The organism is Streptomyces sp. Mut1 (assembly GCF_030719295.1).
Classification (GTDB): Bacteria; Actinomycetota; Actinomycetes; order Streptomycetales; family Streptomycetaceae; genus Streptomyces; species Streptomyces castrisilvae.
Genome location: NZ_CP120997.1, coordinates 6,130,036 through 6,149,785, shown reverse-complemented (window position 1 = coordinate 6,149,785; position 19,750 = coordinate 6,130,036). Strand labels below are relative to the sequence as shown.

Genomic DNA, 19,750 nt, shown 5'->3' with positions numbered 1-19,750 from the left:
ATGCTCGAACTCACCGGTCTGACCGCCGGCTACCACGGCGGCACCGTCCTCCACGGCCTCGATCTGTCCGTCCCCGCCGGCACGGTCCACGCCGTCGTCGGCCACAACGGCGCGGGCAAGACGACGCTCGTCCACACCGTCGCCGGTCTGATGCGCCCCGGCTCCGGCACCGTACGGCTGGACGGCCGGGACGTGACGGGGCAGCCGGCCCACCGGACCGCCCGGGCCGGAATCGGTCTCGTGCCGCAGGGCCGCCGGGTCTTCGCCAACCTCAGCGTCGCCGAACACCTGCGGCTCTCCTACCGCCCGCCGCGCCGGGGCGACACCACGCGCCCGAGCGTGTGGACGCCCGCCCGCGTGCTGGAGCTGCTGCCCCGGCTGGGCGAGCGCCGGAACAACCGGGGTACGGACCTGTCCGGCGGCGAGCAGCAGATGCTGGCCCTGGCCCGCGCGCTGCTCGGTTCGCCGAGTGTGCTGCTGCTCGACGAGCCGACCGAGGGCCTGGCCCCGGCCCTGGTCCGCCAGGTCCACGAGCTGGTGACCACGCTGGCCGACGAGGGCATCGCCGTCCTGCTGGTGTCGCCGAGTCCGGCCCAGGCGGCCGAGTGCGCGCACACGCTGACGGTGCTGACGTCGGGGCGGGTGGGACTGCGGCTGGACGGGGCCGAGGCCCGTACGGACCCCACCGCGCTGCACGCCGCGCTCGAACTCGCGCCGACGCCGGCCTGACCGGCGCGGCGCGCGCGAAACGCGGGAGGGGGGCGGTGACCGGATTCCGGTCACCGCCCCCCTCCCGCGTCCGGCGCTACTTGACCTTGAGGCTGTGGCCGCCGAAGCCGCTGCTGCGGTCGGAGCCGCTGTTCTGGTCCTGCCACCACGCGTCGAACTCCGGCTGGCCCATGGCGGACCAGTCAGGGGTGTTCTCGACCTGGGTGCTGCCCATCCGGCGGGCGAGGGCGACCATGGCGGAGCCGACCGCGCCCCGGCCGCTGTCGTACCGCTCCAGCACGTCCTTCCAGCTGTCCCCGGCGATCCAGGCGGCCTCCAGGGCGGTGGCGTCCTGGAGCGCCTTCACGCTGCCGGCGCCGACGTGCGGCCGGGCGACGCTGGCGGCGTCGCCGACGAGCACCATGCGCCCCGAGGTGTAGTGCGGGACCGCCAGATCGTAGATGGGCTGTATGAAAGTGGTCTCGGCGGGCGTGCCGAGGACCTTGGCCGCCCAGAATGGCGGAAAGTTTTCGGCGACCAGGGTGCGCAGGTGGTCGGTGAGCTCGGAATTGAGGCGGCCGGGCGGCAGCGAGGTGGGGGTGCGCAGGTCGGGGTGGAGGCCGTCGGTCCGCGGGGGCGCGGTGTAGAGCACCCAGTTGAGGCGGTGGCCGCCGGTGCCGTCCGGGATGCGGTAGATCATGCAGTGGCCGCCGGGGAAGACGATGTTGTGCGCGTCGAGGCCGTCCGACGGCAGCCCCTCGATGTCCGCCGACGCGCCGCGCCAGCCGATGTAGCCGGCGTACTCGGCGCTGACCCCGGGGAACATGGCCTCGCGGACCACCGAACGGTATCCGTCGGCCCCGATGACCAGGTCGAAGTGCTCCTCGTGCCCGTCGGCGAGCCGCAGCGTCGCCCCCTCGTCGTCGGGCCGCACGGCGGTGACGACGGCGCCGGAGCGGTAGTCGACGTCCTCGGGCACCCGGCGGCGCAGCTCGCTCCAGAGCGAGCCCCAGTTGTAGGCGCGGAAGGGGAACGGCTGTTCGCCGATGGCCCGGCCGTTGGCGGCTTCGCCATCGCGTACGCTCCAGACCCGCCGGGTCAGCGGGGCCCAGGGCATCTCGGGGGCGACGTATCCGGCGTCCTTCAGCTCGTTGTAGCGGTCGCTCTGCAGGGCGATCCCGACGCCCCGGTCCCGGAGTTCGGCGTCGGCGCGTTCGAAGACGGTGACCCTCTCGGCGCCTCCGCGCGTCGCGGCCAGGGCCGTGGCACACCCCGCTATGCTCCCGCCGACCACGGCGATGCTGCCTCCACGCATGTCTGGCTCTCCACTCACTTGATGTCCCGAATGCCCGCTCGGCCGCTCTGCCGCCGGACGGCTTTTCGGAAGTTCGCTTGCATTGCCGCTGGTTGGCCCGTTCCTTTCGGTCGGGGCTCGAACGGAATCCTATCGAGGGGTGCACAACGGGCGGACGTCGCAGGTGATTCCGTTTCTTTTCGTTGCGGACTCTCTGTCAGACTCCGGTTCCTGTGCGCTCGTTGACTGTTTCGGATTAGGGTTCTGTCATGTCCCCCTCGCCGGTCACATGCTCAGAACACCGCGCGCCGGCCGGCTCCGGCGCCGGCCCGGACGCGCTGCGAAGACGCCTCGCCGTTCCCGTCCGCAACTGATCGCGGACGCGCCCCGAGCGATACGCCCCCCTCCCCCGGGCGGCCGTCCCGAGCGCAGCCAGATCCCGGAAGTCCGGGTACTACGGAGTACAGACACGATGCGACACGCCCCCGGCAGCGGGTGCTTCGGCCTCGACGGCCCGCGGACCGGCATGGCCGCCCGACAGGCCCTGGCCGCAGGAACCGTCCCCCTGATTCTCGCGAGGACCCGATGACCGAACTGATATTGATCCTGCTCGCGCTGGCGGCCGGTGCCGGCGCGTCGTTCCACTTCCTGCGCCGGGCGCGCGCCGAGAAGCGGCGGGCGGACGAGTCGCAGCAGCAGCGCGAGCAGCTCGCCCAGCAGCTGCGGGCCGCCGAGCAGTTCGTCGCGTACATCGCGCAGACCGTCGTCCAGGCGGCCGCGTCGGAGGCGCAGACCGGGCGTCCCTACCAGCTCGACCCGGCGGTTCCGCCGCAGCTGGCGCACACGCAGCTCGCCAACGGGCTGAGCGCGCTGGCCAACCAGGTGCGCTCCGCCATCACCATGACGAGCCGGCTCGCGCAGAACGCGGCGGAGGAACAGCTCGCCCAGGTCTGGACGGAGACGGAGCGTCAGGTCACCCAGGCCCGCCGGGAGTCGGTGGACGTGGCGCGCGCGGCGGTCCGCGCATTCGCCTCCAGCACGGTGCACCGCGCGGCGAAGCTGAGCAGCACGATCAGCGCCGGTGTGCGCCGCCATGTCTCGGACGAGGCGTACGCGACGCTGGTCGAGATGGACCACCTGGCCCAGCAGATGCTGCTCACCGCGTCCGGCTACGGCGTCCTGGCCGGTGACAAGCTGTCGCGCCGCTGGCCGGCCACCACGCTCACCGATGTCGTGCGCACCGCCATGGGCCGGGTCGAGGGCTACCAGCGCATCCAGCACACGGACCTGGAGTCCTTCGCCGTGCGCAGCCGGGCCGTGGAGGCGGTCGTCCACGCCCTGGCCGTGCTGCTGGACAACGCCCTGCGCTACTCGCCGCCCAACGCCCGGGTGCACGTCTCCCTGGAGCACGGGGCGAACGCGGCGTTCCTGGTGGTGGACGACGCCGGTCTCCGGATGGAGGACGAGCGGCTGACCTGGGCCCGGGAGGTGATGTCCGGTGAGCAGCGCGACGACATCACCCGGCTGGGCGCCTACCCGCAGACGGGTCTGCGGGTCGCCTCGGTCCTCGCCCACCAGTACGGCTTCCGGGTCGAGCTGACGGCGCCGAACCTGTACGGCGGCACGCGCGCGATCATCGTGCTCCCGCAGGAGCTGCTGACGACGCCCGGTCCTTCCCGGCCGGTTCCCGCGCAGACGGTGCCCGCGGCCCGTCCGGCGGCCGTCCCGCCGGCCCCGCCCGCGCCCCTGCCCTCCCTGCTGCCGGAGCCGGAGCCCATGACCCGCCCCATGCCCGAGCCCGCGTCCGAGCCGGTCGCGGAGCCCGCGCGGGCACGGGCCGAGGAGCAGGCACCCGCGCCCGAGTCCGCACCCGCGCCCGACCCGCGGCCGGGCGCCCGGCCGCCGCAGACGACCACGGCCAGCGGGCTCACCGTCCGCCGGCGCGGCGAGCGGCCCGCCGCGGCCCGGTCCGGGCCCGAACCGGTGGTGGAGCCGGGCAGGCCCGCGGTGGCCGCCGCGTGGATGGCGGGCAGCCGCCGCAGCCGGGACAACCAGAACCCCCCTCGTACGGACGAAGGACGTTGATCATGTCGGACACGCACGCGAACACCCTGGGCTGGCTGCTGGACGAGCAGCTCGGATCGGTGGACGGCGTCCGGTACGCCGTGCTGATGAGCGGCGACGGTCTGCTCAAGGCCCGGACCCGCACCATCAGCCAGGAGGACGGCGAGAAGCTGGCCGCGCTGACCGCCTCGCTGCGCGCGTCGGGCCGCGCGTGGGACGAGTTCACCGGCGGACAGGGCGTACGCCAGCAGCTGATCGAGTCCGTGTCCACGATCGGGCTGACGACCGCGGCGGGGCAGCACACGATGCTCTCGGTGGTCACGACGGGACCGCACGCCGACGTCGGCCTGATCAGCCATCACATGGCCCTGCTCGTCGTCCGCCTCGGCGAGCAGCTCGGCACGAGGGAACGCACCCCGGTCCTCCAGCCGGACGGGGGCCCCGCCGCATGAGCGGACCACGGCACGATCCGGACATGGTCCGGCCCTACGTCCGTACGGGCGGGCGCGTCCGCCCGGACCGGGACGTACGCCTGGAGAGCGTGGTCGTCGCCGCGTCGGGCCCAGTCGGCGAGCTGGGGCCCGACGCGCGGCGGGTGATGAGCCTGTTCGCGGTGGGCCGGGGCGGTCTCGCCGTCGCCGACATCGCCGCGGCGCTCCAGCTGCCGCCCTCCACCGTCCGGATCATCGTGTCCTCCCTCATGGACAGCGGCCATCTGGCCAGTCCGGCCCCGGCCGTCGACGACCAGCCCGAGAACGACCTCCTGCAGAAGGTGCTTGATGGACTGCGAGAACTGGTCTGACTCACCGAACGGCATCTCGTACGTGCCGTCCACGGTGACCCAGTCCGCCAAGATCGTGATCGCCGGCGGTTTCGGCGTCGGCAAGACGACCTTCATCGGCAGCGTCTCGGAGGTCAGGCCGCTGCGGATGGAGGAGCCGATCACCCAGGACAGCGTCGGGATCGACGATCTGCGCGGTGCGCCGGACAAGACCACGACGACCGTGGGCATGGACTTCGGCCGCATCCACCTGGCCGGCGGCGCCCTCGCCCTGTATCTGTTCGGGCTGCCCGGACAGGCCCGCTTCCAGCCCCTGTGGGAGGACCTGGCGCACGGCGCCCTGGGCTGCCTGGTCCTGGCCGACACCCGGGATCTGGACGCGAGCCACGAGGCGCTGGGGCTGCTGGAGGACCAGGGCATCCCGTACGCGGTCGCGATCAACGTCTTCCCCGGCGCCCCCGAGTACGGCGTCCCCGAGATCCGTGAGGCCCTCGCCCTGGACCCGGCGACACCGCTGACCACCTGCGACGCGCGGGACCGTACCTCCTGTGTGTACGCCCTGATCACGCTCACGGAATACCTCGCCTCGCACCGCGCGGCCCTCTCCCTGGAGCCCACGCCATGACCTCCCCCAGCAGCACCGTGCCGTCGGCCCGACCGGGCCGGGTCGCCCTGTACGAACCGGAGTTCGCCGCCGACCCGCACGCCGCGTACGCGCGGATGCGGGCGACGTACGGCTCCCTGGTGCCCGTCGACCTGTCCCCGGGCGTCCCGGCGACGCTGGTGATCGGCTACTTCCAGGCCCGGCGCATCCTCAACGACCCGCTCTACTTCCCGCACGACCCGCGCGTCTGGCAGGAGCAGGTGCCGGCCTCGTGCCCGGTGCGGCCGATGATGGAGTGGCGCCCGAACGCGCTGCGCAGCGGCGGCACCGCACACGCCCGCTACCGTTCGGCCAACACCGCCGCCATCGACGCCGTCGACCAGCACGAGTTGCGGGCCCGGGTGGAGAAGCTGGCCGAGGACGCCATCGGGGACTTCATCACCGCGGGGAGCGCCGATCTGCTCACCCAGTACGCCTGGCCGATCGCCTTCCGCGTCCTGAGCTCGCTGCTCGGCTGCCCGGACGAGATCGGGGCGCGCATCGCCGACGGGATGTCGCGCATCTTCGAGGCCACCGACGCCCAGCGGGGCAACGAGATCCTCGGTCAGGCCGTCGCCGATCTCGTCGCCCTGCGCCGGCGCCACCCCGCCGACGACATCACCTCCCGGCTCGTCACCCACCCGGCGCAGCTGACCGACGAGGAGATGGGGCACCAGCTGGTCACGCTGTACGGGGCGGGCATCGAGCCGCTGACCAACCTCATCGCCAACACCCAGCTGAAGATCCTCACCGACGAGGAGTTCTCCGCCGGGCTGCACGCGGGGCAGTCCACCGTGCGGGACGCGCTCGACACCGTCCTGTACACGGACCCGCCGATGGCGAACTACTGCATCACCTATCCGCCCTACCCGGCGGACATCGACGGGGTGCTCCTCCCGGCCCACCAGCCGGTCCTCATCTCCATGGCCGCCTGCAACAACGACCCGGCGATCGCGCGGTCGCCGGGCGGCATCGCGGGCAACCGCGCCCATCTGGCCTGGAGCATCGGCCCGCACAACTGCCCGGCCCGCTCCCACGCGTATCTCATCGCGGAGACCGCGGTCACCTGTCTGCTGGACGCCCTGCCCGAGATGGACCTCGCCGTTCCGGCCGCCGAATTGCGCTGGCGGCCGGGCCCCTTCCACCGCGCGCTGGAATCCCTGCCCATCGTGTTCAACGCCTCCCACTGAAGGAAGACACCATGACCGAGCAGTCGATCCTCGTCCTCGACCCCGCCGGCACCGACCGCCACGCCGAGTACCGGACGCTGCGCGAGCGCGGCCCCGCCACCCGGGTGGACGTCCTCGGGGTGACCGCGTGGTCGATCACGGAACCGGCGCTCCTCAAGGAACTCCTGACGAGTTCCCAGGTCTCCAAGGACGCCCGCGCCCACTGGCCGGCCTTCGCCGAGACGGTGGCCACCTGGCCGCTCGCCCTGTGGGTCGCCGTGAACAACATGTTCACCGCGTACGGCGGTGACCACCGCCGGCTGCGCCGGATGATAGCCCCCGCGTTCAGCGCCCGCCGCATCCAGGACCTGCGCGTCTCCATCGAGAAGGTCGTCTCCGAACTCCTCGACGGCCTAGAGGCACAGCCGTCCGGCGAGCCGGTCGACCTGCGCACACACCTCGCCTACCCGCTGCCGATAGCCGTGATCGGCCGCCTCATGGGCGTCCCCGACGACCAGCTCGACGGCTTCCGCGCCGTGGTCGACGGGGTCTTCGACACGACCCTCACCGTCGAGCAGGCCACCGCCAACACGGCCGGTCTGTACAAGGCGCTGGACCAGCTCATCGACTCCAAGCGCGCCCGGCCGGGCGACGACATGACCTCGCTCCTGCTGGCCACCCGCGACGAGGAGGGCGACGGCGGCAGCCTCACCGCCGAGGAGCTGCGCGACACCCTGCTCCTGATGATCTCCGCCGGTTACGACACCACGGTCAACGTGATCGACCAGGCCATCACCGCCCTGCTGACCCGTCCCGAGCAGCTCGCCCACCTGCGCGCCGGCCGCGCCGACTGGAACGACGTGGTCGAGGAGACCCTGCGCCACGAGCCCGCCGTCAAGCACGTGCCGCTGCGCTACGCGCTGTCCGACATCCCGCTGCCCGACGGACAGACGATCGCCGAGGGCGAGGCGATCCTCGCCTCGTACGCCGTCGCCAACCGCCACCCGGACTGGCACGGCGCCACCGCCGACGACTTCGACCTCACCCGCCCGGCCAAGGACCACCTGGCCTTCGGCCACGGCGTCCACTTCTGCCTCGGCGCCCCGCTCGCCCGTCTGGAGATCGCCACGGCCCTCCAGCAGCTCTTCGACCGCTTCCCCGGCATCGAACTCGCCGTGCCCGCGGCCGATCTGCTTCCCCTGCCCTCCCTGATCAGCAACGGCCACCAGGCCCTCCCGGTCCGGCTCCGCCCGGCCACGGACTGACCGCACCGGCACGCGCGCAAACGGACGGCGGCCCGCTCGGGGGAGGCGCGGGCCGTCGTCCGTTTCCGTACCCGCCCGGCCGTCAGGACCGGCCGCCCGGGGGCTTCGTACGACGGCGGTGGCTGGTGTCGCACCACGGGTACGTCCGGCTGCGGCGGCAGGTGCAGACGGCGACGAGGAAGCGGTCGGAGGCGGCGATCGTGCCGTCGTCGCGGACGATCTCCACCGGCCCCTCGATGAGCACCGGGCCGTTGGGCTCGACGGTCAGGCGGCGGGGGCGGTCAGCTTCGTTCGGCACGGACGACCACCAGTTCCTCGGTGTCCTCGCCGGCCCCGATCAGCCCCTGGGCGCGCAGCCAGGGCAGCCTCCGGGTCATGACCGGCCCGAACGGTACGGCGGCCCGGGTCGTCACCGTGCAGCGCAGCCCGTTGGCCGTCAGCCGGTCCCGCGTCTCCTCCACGCCGCACAGGCCCGAGTGGACGAGGAGCAGCACGCCTTTCGGCCGGAGCAGGCCGGGGGCGTGGTCGCAGATGCGGTCCAGTGCCCGGCGGCCGCACAGACCGGCGTCCCAGGCGACCTCGGGACCGTGGCTGCGGGAGCGGCGCGCGCCGGGGGCCGGTACGTACGGCGGGTTGCTCATCACCAGGTCGAAGCGCTGTGCGGCGACGGGCCCGGTGAGGTCGCCGCGCAGCACCCGGACGCGGTGTCCGGCGCGGGCGGCGTTCATGCGGGCCGTCATCACGGCGCGCAGCGAGATGTCGACCGCGAGGACGCGGGCCCCGCTCCGTGCGGCCAGCAGGGCGAGGGCGCCGCTCCCCGTGCAGACGTCGAGGACGTCCATGTCCGCGGTGAGTCCTTCGGCGTGCAGCGCCCGCGCCAGCAGGTGGGTGTCGGCCTGCGGTGCGTAGACGCCGGGCAGGGTCCACAGCCTTCCCAGACCGACGGGTGGTGCGACGGCTGTCGTCATCCGAATCCTCCATGAGGGTGCGCACACGTGCGGACACGTACGGGGTGGGGCAGGCAGGTCCTCGCTTCCCACCGGCGCGTGCTCATCCCGTCCAGGGTGAACGGGCCGACCGCCCGCCGCGACTCGAACGGCGGTACCCCGCCTCCTGCCCCGGGCCCGCCCCCAGATGCCCGGGGCGGGCTCCGGCCGCTCCCGCCGCGCACATCCCCGGCCTGCGGGTGACCATGACCGGTACAAGGGGCGGCCCCGGCCGTGAACCGCCGGACACGGCTCCCTCCCCGGACCGCGAAGGAGTCCCGTGACTGACCGGAAGCACCCGCTGAACGGCCGCACGGCCGTGGTGACCGGCGGGGCGCGCGGCCTCGGGGAGGCCGTGGCCCGCGAGCTGGCCGCCCGGGGTGTGCGCGTGGCCCTGCTCGGCCTGGAGGAGGACGTGCTCGCCCGGGTGGCCGCCACGCTCCCCACGCCGTCCGGGCACTGGCCCGTCGATGTCACCGACGACGCGGCGATGGCCCGTGCCGCCGAGGACGTACGCCGCGGGCTGGGCCCCGTCTCGGTCGTCGTCGCCAACGCGGGCGTGGCCGAGGGCGGCCCGTTCGCGGACTCCGATCCGGTGAGCTGGCGGCGCGTGATCGAGGTCAATCTCGTCGGCAGCGCGGTCACCGCGCGGGTGTTCCTGCCGCAGCTCCTGGACACCCGCGGGCACTACCTCCAGGTCGCCTCGCTGGCCTCCATCGGTGCCGCGCCGATGATGAGCGCGTACTGCGCCTCCAAGGCGGGCGTGGAGTCCCTCGCCCACTCCCTGCGGGCCGAACTCGCCCCGCGCGGCGTCACCGTGGGCATCGGGTACCTCAACTGGATCGACACCGACATGATCCGGGACGCCGACCAGCACCCGGTGCTCCGCGAGCTGCGGGCCCACATGCCGCCGGCCGCCCGCAGGACCTACCCGGCGTCCTACGTGGCCCGGCGCCTGGTGGCCTCGGTCGAGCGGCGTTCCCCGGCGGTGTACGTCCCGGGGTGGCTGCGCGGCGTGCAGGCGGTACGGGCCGCGCTGCCGGGGGTGGTCTCCCTGGCGACCCGCAAGGAGCTGAACCGCTCGCAGTTCACGGCCACCGGTCTGCTCGGCGCGGGCGGCCGGGCGGCGGAGAGGACCTGACGGGGCTGACAGGGCGCGGCAGCGGGGGCCGCCGCCCGGGTGCGCGGAGGCGGAGGCCAGGTACAGGCCCTTCACCGGGGTCTCCGGCAACCGGGTGAGGCCGTCGACGCCCCCGGCCAGGTGCGCGGTGCCCGCCGTGGTCGCCGCTCGCGCGGTCCACGGCACCGGCCCGCACAAGCGGTGTCCGCCGTACGGGGACGCCCCGGGTGGCAGACTCGTAGCGCGTCGAACGCGGTACGATATACCCCTAGGGGTATGACGAGGGAGGAACCGTGGAGCTCGACATGGCGGCCGATGAGCTGAAGTCGGTGCTCAACCGGCTGAAGCGGGCGCAGGGCCAGATCGCCGGGATCATCAGGATGATCGAGGAGGGCCGGGACTGCGAGGACGTGATCACGCAGCTGGCCGCGGTCTCCCGCGCCCTGGACCGGGCCGGTTTCGCCATCATCGCGACGGGACTCCAGCACTGCATGGCCGACGGCGAGCAGCCGGTGGCGGACCGGAACCAGATGCGGGCCCGCCTGGAAAAGCTGTTCCTGTCCCTGGCCTGATCACCGCCGTCACATCAGCGCGTCGCCGAGCATGAAGGCGGCGACCGCGAGGAGCACGAGGGCGAACAGCCGTTGGAGCCCGCGTCCGGAGACCCGCGCCGCCAGCCGTCTGCCGTCCCACGCCCCGAGGATCGCGGCGCCCGTGAACGGCGCTGTCACCGCCCAGTCCATGCCCGTCGCACCACCGGAGCGGGTGACCAGGGACGTCAGTGAGTTGACGGTGATGACCAGCAGGCTGGTACCGACGGCGGCCTGCATCTCGAAGGCCAGGACGGTCACCAGCGCGGGCACGGCCAGGAATCCGCCGCCCACACCCAGCAGCCCCGTCACCGCGCCCAGCCCCGCCCCGGCTCCCCCGGCCCGCCACGGCCGCACCTCGCCCCGTTCCCGCTCGGGTGCGGGGCGCAGCATCTTCACGGCGGCGAGCGCGGCGAGCGCGGCGAAGGCCGCCGTGAGCACCGCGTCCGGGAGCCGGGTGGCGGCGAGGCCGGCCACCGCCGCCGGGACGACGCCCGCCGCCGCGAACGCCGCCCCCGCCTTCCAGCGGACGTGTCCGGCGCGGGCGTGGGCGTACAGGGCGGTCGCCGAGGTGGCGGTGACGATGAACAGGCTCGCGGTGGTCGCGGCGGCCGGGGTGAGGCCGAGCAGGTAGATGAGGGCCGGGATGGCCAGCACGCTGCCGCCCCCGCCCAGCGCGCCGAGCGCCAGGCCGACCACGGCCCCGCAGACCAGGGCCAGGATCAGCGTACTCACGCCGCCGGACCGCCCCCGCCGGTCCCGGGGCCGGTGGCCGTGCCGGAGCCGCCGTCGGCACCGGGCCGGTCGTCCGCGTCGCCTCCCCCGGCCGTGACGGTCAGTCCCGCGCGGCGGGCGGCCTCGAAGCCGTCGTCCACGGCGACGACCCGCCGGCCCTCCGCGTCGAGCAGGGACGCGGCGATCGCCGCGCGCATCCCGCCGGCGCAGTGCACCCACACCACGCCGTCCGGCACCTCGCCGGAGCGCTCGTGCAACTCGTGCACGGGTATGTGCACGGAGTCCCGTACGTGGCCGCCGGCGCGCTCGGAGTCGCGGCGCACGTCCAGCACCACGAGGTCCTCACCGCGTTCGCGGGCCCGCTTCAGGGCGGCGAAGTCGGTACGGGGGAAGGACCGGAAGACTTCTCCCGCCCGCAGCCAGGAGTCCGGGGTGCCGGTGGCGGCGGCGGCCGGGCGGTCGATGCCGACCCGGACCAGCTCGCGCTGGGCGTCCGCGAGCTGCCCGGCGGACGCGGCGAGCAGGGTGAGCGGCTTGCCCCAGGGGATCAGCCAGGCCAGATAGGTGGCGAGCTTGCCCTCGCCCTCGAAGTTGAACGTCCCGGCCACATGCCCCCGGGCGAACGCGGTACGGCTGCGCAGGTCCACCACCCACTCACCGGCGGCCAGGCGCCGCGCGATCTCCTCCGCGTCGGCGGCCCGAGGCGGTGTCAGGTCCACGGGCGGCGGCCCGCCGGCGTTGAGGGGGGCCATGTGCGCGTAGTACGCGGGCACGTCCTCCAGCCCGGCGAGCAGCCGCGCGACGAAGGCGTCGGCGTCCTGGGTCAGGGCGTCGTTGCCGGTCCGCTGCTCGCCGATGGTGGTGGCGTCGCCCTCGGTCTGCGCGGAGGAGCAGAAGCTCCCGAAGCCATGGGTGGGGAGCACCCGGACGTCGTCGGGCAGCTCGGCGGCCAGCCGGTGGGCGGAGGCGTGCTGGGCGCGGGCCAGCTGCTCGGTGAGCCTCGGCTCGACCAGGTCGGGGCGCCCGACCGTACCGATGAGCAGCGATCCTCCGGTGAACGCGGCGACCTCGCGCCCGTCGTCGGCCAGCACGTAGGAGGTGTGGTGCGGTGTGTGCCCGGGGGTGGCCAGCGCCCGCAGGGTCAGGCCGGTGTCGACGGTGACCTGGTCCCCGTCCGCGACGGGCACCCGCGCGAAGGAGACCCGGGCCTCGGCGGGCACCAGGTACCGGGCCCCGGTCAGCCTGGCCAGTTCGAGGCCGCCGGTCACGTAGTCGTTGTGCACATGGGTTTCCGCCACGTACCCGATCCGCACGCCCCGGGCGGCCGCCGCCGCGACGATCCGTTCCACGTCGCGCGGGGGGTCGACGACGACGGCCGTCGCGCTCCCGCCGGCGAGGTAGCTGCGGTTGCCCAGTCCCTCGGTCTCCAGGGTGTCCACGAAGAACACGGTCGACTCCCTCCATCGTTCTCTGCGCACTCCCGCCCGGGACTTACCCCCGGGGGTATATTTCACTGTAACAGGGGTACCCCCCGGGGTATTTCCGAGGCCGCAGGCGCCCCTTGTACGACCGTGGGCGCCCCTTTGTGTTCAGGGGCGCCCGGACGCTACTCCTTGCGGGCGAGCAGGTGCACTTCCTGGAACCGGCGCCGGTCATCGGGCCCGGGTTCGCGGACCATCCGGGCCACCTCGTTCAGCCCGTGCGCGCGCAGCAGCCCGGCGAGGTGGCCGGGCGCCCAGCGGTGGGCGAGTGCGACGGCGTGATCGAAGGACTGCGTGGGGCGGTCCGGTCCTTCGGTCGCGGAGAAGCAGATGAGAAGGTGGCCGCCGGGCGCCAGGACTCGCTGGAACTCACCGAGAACTGCCGGGAGTTCGGGCGGCGGGGTGTGGATGACCGACCACCGCGAGAGCACACCGCCCAGCGTCCCGTCCGGGATGTCCGTCGCGGCCATCGTCCCCACGTCGAACCGCAGCTCCGGCCACGCCGTGCGCGCCAGCTCGATCATCGCGGGCGAGGCGTCCACGCCGAACGCCTCAAGGCCGAGCCCCGCCAGGTGGGCCGTGACGTGGCCGGGCCCGCAGCCGAGCGCGACCCGGCCACCGCCGGCCGCGCCGACGTACTCGGCGAAGGCGCCCAGCATCGCGCGGTCCAGCGGAGCGTCGCGGAGCGAGTCGGTGAACAGCTGGGCGTACTGGACGGCTGCGGCGTCGTAGGCGTCGCGGGTGGCGCGGAGGGCATCGTGTTCGACCATGCCGGCGACAGTAGCGCCCGCCACGGACAGACTACCGGGCCGCTTCCTACGGGGCCGGGCGCGGGTCCGTCGCGAGCCGGGCGTGCGTCTCGACGTCGTAGCGGACGCCGTCGTACGCGAGCTTGCGCCGTTGCAGCCCTTCGGCGACGAACCCGGAGGCGAGCGCCACCCGGCAGGAGGCGGGGTTGTTGGTACGGTGCCCCAGCTCCAGCCGGAAGAGGCCCAGTTCGGCGAAGCACCAGTCGGCGAGCGCCCGGCAGCCGAGGGTCGCCACGCCCCTGCCGCGTGCGGCGGAACCGGTCCAGTAGGAGACCCAGCCGGTGGCGTGGGCATCCGGGCCGCTCACAGAGACGCCGCCGAGCGCGGTGCCCGACGCGTCCGCGACGGCGAACGCGAAGGCGGCCTCCCGGCTCCACTGGTCCCGCCGCCGCCCGATCCACTCCTCGGCGTCGGACACCGTGACGACCGGCGCGTCGGCCTGCCGCTCCATCCCCGGCTCGGCGAACGCCTCCCGCACGGCGAGCGCGTCGGACATCTCCCAGGGGCGCAGACTCAGCCCGCCCGGCAACCGCACACGATCATTCACCGCACGGATTATCCAGGCGGTGAGGAGGCACGGCCGGCCAGGGGTCCCGTACGCGGCGAGGTGCCGTAGCCGCGTCGTGCGCCCACCAGAGATGACCGGACAGCCCTTAGCATCGCCTCGTGGGAGCGATGATCCGGGGAGCCAGTCTGCGCGGCTTCACGCGCCTCGTGGAGGAACTGGGCGGTGAACCGGTCGAGTTGGCCCGGCGGTTCGCCATTCCGCTGCGGGCACTGGTCTCCGACGACGAGCTGGTGCCGATCACCGGGCACGACGCGATGCTCGACGCGGCGGCCCGCGATCTGCGCTGCCCCGACTTCGGTCTCCGCCTGGCCCGCGCCCAGGACATCGGCATCCTGGGCCGGCTGGCGCCCGCGATCGAGGCGTCGTCCACGGTGGCCGAGGCGCTGGAGTGCGCGTCGCGGTTCCTGTTCGTACACAGCCCGGCGCTGAGCATCGCCGTGGAGCCGGACCCGAGGGGTCGCCGCGAGGTGGTGGCGCTGACCTACCGCAAGGACGCCCGCGAGTCCCCGTACTCCCCGCAGGCCATGGAGCTGGGCATCGGGCTGTTCCACGGGGTGGCGGCGGCGCTGGTGGGCGGCCTGCGCGGGCTGCGGTCGGTGGAGCTGCCGCACCAGCCGCTGTCGCCGGTCGCGCGGTACACCGGCTTCTTCGGCGCGGACGTGCGGTTCGGGAGCCAGGCCGGCGCGCTGCGGGTGGAACGGCGGCTGCTGGAGCGGGAGTTCAGCAGCGGCGACGCGGCCGTCCGCCGGCTCGCCGTCGACCATCTGGCCCGGCACCACACGGACCCGGAGGACCGGGTCGCCACGCACGCCCGGCGCGCCCTGATCGAGACCGTGGGCATCACTCCCCCGGCCATCGACCACATCGCCCGGCTCCTCGCGATGCACCCGCGCACTCTGCAACGGCGCCTCGCGGCGGAGTCGACCGGCTTCGGCGAGATCCTGGAGGACGTACGGCGGGACCTCGCGCTGCGCTACATCACGACCACCGATCTGCCCCTCGGCCAGGTGGCCGCGATGGCGGGCTTCGCCGACCAGTCCGGCCTCAGCCACGCGGTACGGCGCTGGCGGGGCGCGAGCCCGAGCGAGGTGCGCCGGCTGGCACGCGGTACCTCCTGAGGCCGAGGGCCGCCGCCCCGCCGTCTTCCGGGAATTGTCGCGCCGGAACAAATCCCGCCCCGTCCCGGCGGGCATGCTGCGGGCCGGACGACGAGCGCGAGGGAGTGGGTCATGACAGCAGCGGACACCACGCCGGGGGCCCGGCCGCCGGAGCGGGCGGTGCCGGGATCCGGCCATGCCGGGGGCGGCCTCCGGTGAGCGCGGCACGCGCGGGCGCGGTGGTGACGGGGGCGGGCCGCGGGCTCGGCAGGCTGATCGCCGCCGCCCTGGTCGAGCGCGGCCACCACGTCCTGGTCACCGACGTGGACGAGGCCGCGGCACGGTCGGCGGCGGCCGGCCTCGGGCCCGATGTGTCGTGGGCGGCGGTCGATGTGCGCGACGCGTCGCAGGTCACGGCGGCCCGGGACCGAGTCGTCGCGGAGGCGGGGCGCCTCGATGTATGGGTGAACAACGCGGGCGTGCTCGTGACGGGCCCGGTCTGGGAGCAGACCCCCGAGGTGCGCCGCCTGATGCTGGAGGTCAACGCGCTCGGCACCGTCAACGGGACCGTCACCGCGATCGAGGCGATGCGCGGGACGGGCGGGCACATCGTCAACATCGTGTCGCTGGCGGGACTGACCCCGGTCCCGGGCGAGGCGGTGTACGCGGCGTCCAAGCACGCCGCGATCGGTTTCAGCCTGAGCACCCTGGCCGACCTGCGCCTGGCCGGGCTCACGGAGATCGACATCTCCTGCGTCTGCCCGGACGGCATCTGGACACCGATGCTCCACGACAAGCTGGACGACCCGGCGTCGGCGCTCTCCTTCTCGGGCAAGCTGCTCGAACCGGAGGAGGTGGTCGCCGCGGTACGCAAGGTCCTGGACCACCCGCGCCCGGTCACGACGCTCCCCCGCGGCCGGGGCGTACAGGTCCGCCTGGCCGACGCCTTCCCCCGCTTCGGCCTGCGCGCCCTGCCGTGGGCGGTGGCGCGGGGCGCCCGCGTACAGCGAAAGATGCGGGCGAAGCGGGACGGCGGGAGCTGAGGAGGGTGACCGGCGGGGGTGCCGTGCGAACGTACGCACGGCACCCCCATCCGGCGGTTCACCAGGAGGACTTGGTCACCCCCGGCAGGTATCCGGCATGGGCCTGCTCGCGCAGGCGCACCCGGGACAGGCCGAACTTGCGCAGATGGCCGCGCGGCCGCCCGTCCACGCTGTCACGGTTGCGTACGCGGGTGGCGCTCGCGTCACGGGGCTGGCGCCCCAGTTCCGCTCGCGCGGCGGCCTTCTCGTCGTCCGTGGTCCGGGGCGAGACCAGGACGGCCTTCAGCTCGGCGCGCCGTTGCGCGTAGCGGGCCACGATCCGCTTCCGCTTCTCGTTCTTCGCGATCTTGCTCTGCTTCGCCATCAGACACGCTCCCCGCGGGCCCGGATCCGGGCGACCGCGGCCTCCACGCCGATGGCGTCCACGGTCCTGATGGCCCGCACGCTCAGCCGCAGGCGGACGTAACGCCCCTCGCCGGGAAGCCAGTAGCGCTTGTTCTGGATGTTGGGGTCGAAACGGCGCGAGGTGCGCCGATGGGAATGGGAGATCTTCTTGCCGAAGACCGGCTCGGCACCGGTCAGCTGACAGTGGGCGGACATACGGGGGCTCTGCCTCTCTCTCGTCACCGGCTTACCGGTAATGGAAATCATTGTCGTATGCTACCCGTCATGGCTCGCAACGAAGTACGCCCGATCATCAAGCTCCGCTCCACCGCCGGAACCGGCTACACGTACGTGACGCGCAAGAACCGCCGCAACGACCCGGACCGGCTGGTCCTGCGCAAGTTCGACCCGGTGGTCCGCCGCCATGTCGACTTCCGCGAGGAACGCTGACCCCGCCCCACCCTGCCCGCGACCACCCACACCCAGGGACCGACCACCCATGAAGCACGGAATCCACCCCGCCTACCGCCCCGTCGTCTTCCGCGACAAGGCCGGAGGCTTCGCCATCCTGACCCGTTCGACCATGACCAGCGAGAAGACGATCGACTGGGAGGACGGCCACACCTACCCGGTGGTCGACGTCGAGATCTCCTCGGCGAGCCACCCCTTCTACACCGGCACCGCACGCGTCCTGGACACCGCGGGCCGCGTCGAACGCTTCGAGCGCCGCTACGGACAGGGCGGAGGCCGGCGATGACGCCCACGGACCCGATGCCCGTGGTGATCGTCGCCGGACTGCACGGCGACGCCCGGCGCGAGACGGTCGGACGACTGCTGCGCGAGGTCCCCGGCGGCGTCGCCCTGCACCACGACCTGTCCGCGGGCCCGGCGGGCACCGTACGCCGCAGCGTGCGCGACGCCCACGGCGAGACGGCCTGCGGCGACACGCCCCTGGTCAACGACTGCGCCTGCTGCGCGCTGCGCGAGGACCTCGTGCCCGAGCTGGTGCGCCTGGCCGAGGACGGCACGACCCGGCTCGCGGTCGTGGAACTGTGGGACTCCGTCGAGCCCCGCTCCATGGCCGAGGTCGTCGCCGCCCACGGCCACGGCGTCTTCCGGCTCACCGGCGTCATGACCGCCGTGGACCCGGCCCTCGTCCTGCCCTGCCTGTCCAACGGCGACGACCTCGCCGAGGCCGGTCTCGCCGCGGCCGTCACGGACCGGCGCACGGTGGGCGACACGTTCGCACGGCAGCTGGAGTACGCCCCCGTACTCGCCGTCACCGACAGCCCCGGCACCGGCCCGGACGATCTCGCGCTGCTGCGCCAGCTCCACCCCACCGCGACCCGGATCCCCGTCCGCTCCGGCCGTCTTGCCGCGGCGGCGACGGCGGGGTTCGACGTGGCGGCAGCGGCGGCCGCACAGCATCCGGCCTGCGCCCGGCTCCCCCACGACTGCGACGCGCACGGGGTCGGCACGCTCGTGTGGCAGCGCCGCAGGCCCTTCCACGCCGGCCGGCTCTACGAGGCGCTGGAGGACCTGTGCTGCGCGGCGGCCCGGAGCCGCGGGCGGTTCTGGCTCGCCGACCGGCCGGACTCCCTGCTCGCCTGGGACGCGGCGGGCGGCGCGCTGTGCGTGGAGAACGCGGGACCGTGGATGGCCTCGCTCCCGGACGCCGCCTGGGAGCTGATGCCCGCCGAACGCCGTACCGCCGCCGCGCTGGACTGGCACCCCGAACACGGCGACCGCTGCCAGCACCTCGTCTTCACCTCACCGGGACTCGACCGGGCCAGGCTGCTCGCACTGCTCGACGCCTGCCTGCTCACCGACGACGAGCTGACGTCCGGGCCCGACGCCTGGTCGCGGCCCACCGGTTTCGACCACCTGCTCGACCCGGCCGTCTGACATCCCCTCTTCCCTCCCCCATCCCTCTCCTGGAAAGGACCGGCCGTCATGGCAGTCCCCAAACGCAAGATGTCCCGCAGCAACACCCGCCACCGCCGCGCCCAGTGGCGGGCCGACGCCCCGGCGCTGGTCCCCGTCACCGTCGACGGCGCCACCCACCTGGTCCCGCAGCACCTGCGCAAGGCGTACGAGCGCGGCCTGCTCCACCCAAAAATCTGAAGACCCACCGCCACGGCTCCGGCATGATCGAGGCCGGCTGATCCTTGAGGACTTGGGGGCCCGTCATGCCGTGGCGTGAACACCTGCTCGTACGGGACGACACCCGGATCGCCTGCCGTGAGCGGGGCGGGCCTGGCCAACCCGTGGTGCTGCTGCACGGGTTGGCCGGGTACGGGGGCGAATGGGACGCGCCGGCCGAGCTACTGGCCTCCTGCCACCGCGTCGTCACGGTGGACCAGCGCGGACACGGCGCCTCCGAACGCCACCCGCACGATGTCTCCCGCGCCGCGTACATCGCGGACGTCATCGCCGTCATCGACCACTTCGCCCTGGACCGCCCCGTCCTGGTCGGCCAGTCCATGGGCGGCCACACCGCGATGCTCACCGCAGCCGCGCACCCCGGCCGCATCGGCGCGCTGGCCCTCGTGGAAGCCGGCTTCGGCGGCCCGAACCCGGACCTCCCCACGAACATCGGCAACTGGCTGGACTCATGGCCGGTCCCGTTCCCCTCGCCCGAGGCGGCGGCAGCCTTCTTCGGCGGCGGCAGCCTCGGCGCGGGCTGGGCGGCGGGCCTGGAACAGCGCGCCGACGGCTGGTGGCCCCGCTTCGACCGGGACGTCCTGGTCCGCTCACTGGCGGAGAACGCCCAGCGCTCCTTCCACGACGCGTGGGCCCGCGTCACGTGCCCCACCCTGCTCGTCCTGGCCCGGTCCGGCTTCCTCCCCGCCGACGAGGTCACCGAGATGCTCCGCCTGCGCCCCGAAACCAGGGCCGTCAGCATCCCCGGCACGGGACACGACGTACACCTGGAGGCGCCGGAGGCGCTGTACGGGGCGCTGTCGGGGTTCCTGGCCGAGGCCGCCCGGTAGCAGGGCACGAGGACGTCGAC

At 73.8% G+C, this 19,750-nt stretch carries 25 protein-coding genes; 16 read left to right on the top strand and 9 right to left on the bottom strand.

Annotated features, from left to right (window positions below; genetic code table 11):
- The gene (locus P8A18_RS26820; RefSeq protein ID WP_306058471.1) at nt 1–729 is read left to right on the top strand and encodes an ABC transporter ATP-binding protein; all 729 of its coding nucleotides are present in this window, start codon (nt 1–3) and stop codon (nt 727–729) included.
- A 76-nt stretch (nt 730–805) separates the two neighbouring features.
- Here P8A18_RS26820 and P8A18_RS26815 read toward each other — a convergent pair whose 3' ends face one another.
- Nucleotides 806–2,023 (bottom strand): FAD-dependent monooxygenase, encoded by a 1,218-nt coding sequence (locus P8A18_RS26815; RefSeq protein WP_306058469.1) that lies wholly within the window; start codon nt 2,021–2,023, stop codon nt 806–808.
- Between the two features lie 564 nt (nt 2,024–2,587).
- Here P8A18_RS26815 and P8A18_RS26810 point away from each other — a divergent pair.
- Genes P8A18_RS26810 through P8A18_RS26785 form a run of 6 tightly spaced genes read left to right on the top strand, consistent with a single transcriptional unit; the run spans nt 2,588 to nt 7,924 of the window.
- Nucleotides 2,588–4,087 carry an ATP-binding protein gene (locus tag P8A18_RS26810; RefSeq protein WP_306058467.1) on the top strand — a complete coding sequence of 500 codons (1,500 nt, stop codon included), beginning with the start codon at nt 2,588–2,590 and terminating at the stop codon, nt 4,085–4,087.
- 2 nt (nt 4,088–4,089) lie between these two features.
- The gene (locus P8A18_RS26805; RefSeq protein ID WP_306058465.1) at nt 4,090–4,518 is read left to right on the top strand and encodes a roadblock/LC7 domain-containing protein; all 429 of its coding nucleotides are present in this window, start codon (nt 4,090–4,092) and stop codon (nt 4,516–4,518) included.
- A 23-nt stretch (nt 4,519–4,541) separates the two neighbouring features.
- Nucleotides 4,542–4,868 (top strand): DUF742 domain-containing protein, encoded by a 327-nt coding sequence (locus P8A18_RS26800; RefSeq protein WP_018553565.1) that lies wholly within the window; start codon nt 4,542–4,544, stop codon nt 4,866–4,868.
- The gene (locus tag P8A18_RS26795; protein ID WP_306058463.1) at nt 4,846–5,472 is read left to right on the top strand and encodes a GTP-binding protein; all 627 of its coding nucleotides are present in this window, start codon (nt 4,846–4,848) and stop codon (nt 5,470–5,472) included. Before P8A18_RS26800 ends, P8A18_RS26795 begins: the two co-directional genes overlap by 23 nt.
- On the top strand, nt 5,469–6,680 hold the full coding sequence (locus tag P8A18_RS26790; protein ID WP_306058462.1) for a cytochrome P450: 1,212 nt from the start codon (nt 5,469–5,471) through the stop codon (nt 6,678–6,680). The genes P8A18_RS26795 and P8A18_RS26790 overlap by 4 nt, the downstream gene beginning before the upstream one ends.
- An 11-nt stretch (nt 6,681–6,691) precedes the next feature.
- On the top strand, nt 6,692–7,924 hold the full coding sequence (locus P8A18_RS26785) for a cytochrome P450 family protein (protein ID WP_306058460.1): 1,233 nt from the start codon (nt 6,692–6,694) through the stop codon (nt 7,922–7,924).
- Nucleotides 7,925–8,006: 82 nt separating this feature from the next.
- On the opposite strand, the gene P8A18_RS26780 is transcribed toward P8A18_RS26785, so the two are convergent.
- Nucleotides 8,007–8,222 (bottom strand): CDGSH iron-sulfur domain-containing protein, encoded by a 216-nt coding sequence (locus tag P8A18_RS26780; RefSeq protein WP_306058458.1) that lies wholly within the window; start codon nt 8,220–8,222, stop codon nt 8,007–8,009.
- On the bottom strand, nt 8,206–8,892 hold the full coding sequence (locus P8A18_RS26775; RefSeq protein WP_306058456.1) for a HemK2/MTQ2 family protein methyltransferase: 687 nt from the start codon (nt 8,890–8,892) through the stop codon (nt 8,206–8,208). Before P8A18_RS26775 ends, P8A18_RS26780 begins: the two co-directional genes overlap by 17 nt.
- Nucleotides 8,893–9,190: 298 nt before the next feature.
- Here P8A18_RS26775 and P8A18_RS26770 point away from each other — a divergent pair, with 298 nt between their 5' ends.
- Entirely contained in the window at nt 9,191–10,051 is an 861-nt protein-coding gene (locus P8A18_RS26770) for an SDR family oxidoreductase (protein ID WP_306058454.1), read from the top strand.
- Between the two features lie 272 nt (nt 10,052–10,323).
- Entirely contained in the window at nt 10,324–10,602 is a 279-nt protein-coding gene (locus tag P8A18_RS26765) for a metal-sensitive transcriptional regulator (protein ID WP_018553589.1), read from the top strand.
- Between the two features lie 9 nt (nt 10,603–10,611).
- Here the strand turns inward: P8A18_RS26765 and P8A18_RS26760 are convergent, their stop codons facing one another.
- The 4 genes from P8A18_RS26760 to P8A18_RS26745 form a co-directional block, all read right to left on the bottom strand.
- Complete coding sequence (locus P8A18_RS26760) at nt 10,612–11,355, bottom strand: sulfite exporter TauE/SafE family protein (RefSeq protein WP_306058451.1); 744 nt, start codon at nt 11,353–11,355, stop codon at nt 10,612–10,614.
- The gene (locus P8A18_RS26755) at nt 11,352–12,803 is read right to left on the bottom strand and encodes an MBL fold metallo-hydrolase (RefSeq protein ID WP_306058449.1); all 1,452 of its coding nucleotides are present in this window, start codon (nt 12,801–12,803) and stop codon (nt 11,352–11,354) included. Before P8A18_RS26755 ends, P8A18_RS26760 begins: the two co-directional genes overlap by 4 nt.
- Nucleotides 12,804–12,961: 158 nt before the next feature.
- Entirely contained in the window at nt 12,962–13,606 is a 645-nt protein-coding gene (locus P8A18_RS26750) for a class I SAM-dependent methyltransferase (protein WP_306058447.1), read from the bottom strand.
- A 46-nt stretch (nt 13,607–13,652) separates the two neighbouring features.
- Nucleotides 13,653–14,192: a GNAT family N-acetyltransferase gene (locus P8A18_RS26745; RefSeq protein WP_306058444.1), complete on the bottom strand. Its 540-nt coding sequence runs from the start codon at nt 14,190–14,192 to the stop codon at nt 13,653–13,655.
- Between the two features lie 128 nt (nt 14,193–14,320).
- Between P8A18_RS26745 and P8A18_RS26740 the strand changes: the two genes are divergently transcribed.
- Both P8A18_RS26740 and P8A18_RS26735 read left to right on the top strand, forming a co-directional pair.
- The gene (locus P8A18_RS26740; RefSeq protein WP_306061159.1) at nt 14,321–15,331 is read left to right on the top strand and encodes an AraC family transcriptional regulator; all 1,011 of its coding nucleotides are present in this window, start codon (nt 14,321–14,323) and stop codon (nt 15,329–15,331) included.
- A 194-nt stretch (nt 15,332–15,525) separates the two neighbouring features.
- On the top strand, nt 15,526–16,353 hold the full coding sequence (locus tag P8A18_RS26735; protein WP_306058442.1) for an SDR family oxidoreductase: 828 nt from the start codon (nt 15,526–15,528) through the stop codon (nt 16,351–16,353).
- Between the two features lie 58 nt (nt 16,354–16,411).
- Here the strand turns inward: P8A18_RS26735 and rpsN are convergent, their stop codons facing one another.
- Both rpsN and rpmB read right to left on the bottom strand, forming a co-directional pair.
- The gene (rpsN, locus tag P8A18_RS26730) at nt 16,412–16,717 is read right to left on the bottom strand and encodes a 30S ribosomal protein S14 (protein WP_018553594.1); all 306 of its coding nucleotides are present in this window, start codon (nt 16,715–16,717) and stop codon (nt 16,412–16,414) included.
- Entirely contained in the window at nt 16,717–16,953 is a 237-nt protein-coding gene (gene rpmB, locus P8A18_RS26725; protein ID WP_306058439.1) for a 50S ribosomal protein L28, read from the bottom strand. The genes rpsN and rpmB overlap by 1 nt, the downstream gene beginning before the upstream one ends.
- Nucleotides 16,954–17,022: 69 nt before the next feature.
- Here rpmB and rpmG point away from each other — a divergent pair, with 69 nt between their 5' ends.
- The 5 genes from rpmG (at nt 17,023) to P8A18_RS26700 (ending at nt 19,730) form a co-directional block, all read left to right on the top strand.
- The gene (gene rpmG / locus P8A18_RS26720) at nt 17,023–17,187 is read left to right on the top strand and encodes a 50S ribosomal protein L33 (RefSeq protein ID WP_018553596.1); all 165 of its coding nucleotides are present in this window, start codon (nt 17,023–17,025) and stop codon (nt 17,185–17,187) included.
- Between the two features lie 49 nt (nt 17,188–17,236).
- Nucleotides 17,237–17,494: a type B 50S ribosomal protein L31 gene (locus P8A18_RS26715; RefSeq protein WP_306058434.1), complete on the top strand. Its 258-nt coding sequence runs from the start codon at nt 17,237–17,239 to the stop codon at nt 17,492–17,494.
- The gene (locus P8A18_RS26710) at nt 17,491–18,642 is read left to right on the top strand and encodes a GTP-binding protein (protein WP_306058432.1); all 1,152 of its coding nucleotides are present in this window, start codon (nt 17,491–17,493) and stop codon (nt 18,640–18,642) included. The genes P8A18_RS26715 and P8A18_RS26710 overlap by 4 nt, the downstream gene beginning before the upstream one ends.
- 48 nt (nt 18,643–18,690) lie before the next feature.
- Nucleotides 18,691–18,861: a 50S ribosomal protein L32 gene (gene rpmF, locus P8A18_RS26705; protein ID WP_306058430.1), complete on the top strand. Its 171-nt coding sequence runs from the start codon at nt 18,691–18,693 to the stop codon at nt 18,859–18,861.
- 65 nt (nt 18,862–18,926) lie between these two features.
- Entirely contained in the window at nt 18,927–19,730 is an 804-nt protein-coding gene (locus P8A18_RS26700) for an alpha/beta fold hydrolase (RefSeq protein WP_306058428.1), read from the top strand.
- Nucleotides 19,731–19,750 lie beyond the last annotated feature (20 nt).

Excerpts from the sequence above, each read along its gene's own strand:
- P8A18_RS26820 (WP_306058471.1), top strand. The coding sequence starts at position 1 with ATGCTCGAACTCACCGGTCTGACCGCCGGCTACCACGGCGGCACCGTC.
- P8A18_RS26815 (WP_306058469.1), bottom strand. The coding sequence starts at position 2,023 with ATGCGTGGAGGCAGCATCGCCGTGGTCGGCGGGAGCATAGCGGGGTGT.
- P8A18_RS26810 (WP_306058467.1), top strand. The coding sequence starts at position 2,588 with ATGACCGAACTGATATTGATCCTGCTCGCGCTGGCGGCCGGTGCCGGC.
- P8A18_RS26805 (WP_306058465.1), top strand. The coding sequence starts at position 4,090 with ATGTCGGACACGCACGCGAACACCCTGGGCTGGCTGCTGGACGAGCAG.
- P8A18_RS26800 (WP_018553565.1), top strand. The coding sequence starts at position 4,542 with ATGGTCCGGCCCTACGTCCGTACGGGCGGGCGCGTCCGCCCGGACCGG.
- P8A18_RS26795 (WP_306058463.1), top strand. The coding sequence starts at position 4,846 with ATGGACTGCGAGAACTGGTCTGACTCACCGAACGGCATCTCGTACGTG.
- P8A18_RS26790 (WP_306058462.1), top strand. The coding sequence starts at position 5,469 with ATGACCTCCCCCAGCAGCACCGTGCCGTCGGCCCGACCGGGCCGGGTC.
- P8A18_RS26785 (WP_306058460.1), top strand. The coding sequence starts at position 6,692 with ATGACCGAGCAGTCGATCCTCGTCCTCGACCCCGCCGGCACCGACCGC.
- P8A18_RS26775 (WP_306058456.1), bottom strand. The coding sequence starts at position 8,892 with ATGACGACAGCCGTCGCACCACCCGTCGGTCTGGGAAGGCTGTGGACC.
- P8A18_RS26750 (WP_306058447.1), bottom strand. The coding sequence starts at position 13,606 with ATGGTCGAACACGATGCCCTCCGCGCCACCCGCGACGCCTACGACGCC.
- P8A18_RS26740 (WP_306061159.1), top strand. The coding sequence starts at position 14,321 with ATGATCCGGGGAGCCAGTCTGCGCGGCTTCACGCGCCTCGTGGAGGAA.
- rpsN (WP_018553594.1), bottom strand. The coding sequence starts at position 16,717 with ATGGCGAAGCAGAGCAAGATCGCGAAGAACGAGAAGCGGAAGCGGATC.
- rpmB (WP_306058439.1), bottom strand. The coding sequence starts at position 16,953 with ATGTCCGCCCACTGTCAGCTGACCGGTGCCGAGCCGGTCTTCGGCAAG.
- rpmG (WP_018553596.1), top strand. The coding sequence starts at position 17,023 with ATGGCTCGCAACGAAGTACGCCCGATCATCAAGCTCCGCTCCACCGCC.
- P8A18_RS26715 (WP_306058434.1), top strand. The coding sequence starts at position 17,237 with ATGAAGCACGGAATCCACCCCGCCTACCGCCCCGTCGTCTTCCGCGAC.
- P8A18_RS26710 (WP_306058432.1), top strand. The coding sequence starts at position 17,491 with ATGACGCCCACGGACCCGATGCCCGTGGTGATCGTCGCCGGACTGCAC.
- rpmF (WP_306058430.1), top strand. The coding sequence starts at position 18,691 with ATGGCAGTCCCCAAACGCAAGATGTCCCGCAGCAACACCCGCCACCGC.
- P8A18_RS26700 (WP_306058428.1), top strand. The coding sequence starts at position 18,927 with ATGCCGTGGCGTGAACACCTGCTCGTACGGGACGACACCCGGATCGCC.